The following is a 1,485-nucleotide window of genomic DNA, read 5'->3' on the forward strand; positions in this document are numbered from 1 at the left end:
ACCTTCCTGCCAACCGCGTCAGCAATGACGACCTTGCCAAAAAAGTGGACACTTCCGACGAGTGGATTACCACGCGTACAGGTATCAAATTTCGCCATATTGCAGACGACAGCGAAAAAACCAGCGATTTGGCCGCCGAGTCAGCGCGCCGCGCCTTGGCAGATGCCGGTTTGCAGGCTGACGATATCGACCTGATTATCGTCGCCACAGCTACCCCCGATATGCAGTTCCCTTCTACGGCAACCATCGTGCAGCAAAAATTGGGCATTGCCAACGGCTGCCCTGCCTTTGACGTACAAGCCGTGTGCGCCGGTTTTATGTATGCCCTGACCACTGCCAATGCCTACATCAAAAGTGGCATGGCGAAAAACGCTTTGGTTATCGGCGCTGAAACCTTCAGCCGCATCGTCGATTGGAACGACCGCACCACCTGCGTCCTCTTTGGTGACGGTGCGGGCGCGGTTGTCTTAAGTGCATCTGACGAACCGGGCATTATCCATAGCAAACTCAAAGCCGACGGCAACTACCTCAACCTTTTGAACGTCCCGGGACAAATTGCCAACGGCCAGATTTGCGGTTCGCCCTACATCAGCATGGACGGCCCCGGCGTATTCAAGTTTGCCGTCAAAATGCTGTCCAAAATCGCAGATGACGTTATCGAAGAAGCCGGTTATACCACCAATCAAATCGATTGGCTTGTGCCGCACCAAGCCAATAAGCGCATTATCGACTCTACCGCCAAACACTTGGGCTTGAGCATGGACAAAGTGATCCTGACCGTCCAAGACCACGGCAACACGTCCGCTGCCTCTATTCCGCTGGCACTGGATGTCGGTATTAAAAACGGCCAAATCAAACGCGGACAAAACCTCTTGCTCGAAGGCATCGGCGGCGGTTTTGCCTGGGGTGCGGTCTTAGTAAAATACTAACGGTTGGGCCGTCTGAACATCCCTTTCAGACAGCCTATTCTGCTAAAACCCATGAAATCCCTAACGTTTGCACTCTGCATCAGCAGCCTGTTTTTAAGCATAACGGCTATAATATTGCCCAAACTGGCAATCGCCTATCTCGCACTGAGTGCATACGTTTTCCTGCTTTACTACCTAGACAAACAGCGCGCACGCAACCACGGCAGACGCATACCCGAAGCAAAATTGCACCTGCTCAATCTGCTTGGCGGCTGACCGGGCGGTTATTGCAGCAGCCTCGCATTCCGGCATAAAACCAGCAAACTCAGTTTTGTCCGCACCTTCCGGCTGAGTGCTGCAACCAATACTGCCGCCACCCTCCTTCTGCTGGCAGACACCCTCAAACATTCAAACCAATAAGGAATTACCATGTCTTTCGCATTCTTCTTTCCCGGACAAGGCTCACAAAGCCTAGGCATGATGAACGGCTTTGCCGAGCAAGCCATCGTTAAAGCCACATTTGACGAAGCTTCCGCCGTATTGGGTCAAGACCTGTGGGCAATGATTAACGGCGAAG

The 1,485-nt window shown here is 52.7% G+C and carries 2 protein-coding genes and 1 pseudogene; all 3 read left to right on the forward strand.

The genetic code is table 11. The annotated features are described in order from the left end of the window. The coding region (locus ACTHUM_RS13800; RefSeq protein WP_440403147.1) for a beta-ketoacyl-ACP synthase III at window positions 1–929 on the forward strand (929 nt) is incomplete at its 5' end. Window positions 930–980: 51 nt separating this feature from the next. Continuing rightward, window positions 981–1,184, forward strand: a complete 204-nt coding sequence (locus tag ACTHUM_RS13805) for a DUF1294 domain-containing protein (protein ID WP_224783389.1) — start codon at window positions 981–983, stop codon at window positions 1,182–1,184. 153 nt (window positions 1,185–1,337) lie between these two features. Continuing rightward, window positions 1,338–1,485, forward strand: a pseudogene (locus tag ACTHUM_RS13810) (ACP S-malonyltransferase); the annotation flags it as partial.

The organism is Neisseria sp. P0021.S006 (assembly GCF_051956895.1).

Excerpts from the sequence above, each read along its gene's own strand:
- ACTHUM_RS13805 (WP_224783389.1), top strand. The coding sequence starts at position 981 with ATGAAATCCCTAACGTTTGCACTCTGCATCAGCAGCCTGTTTTTAAGC.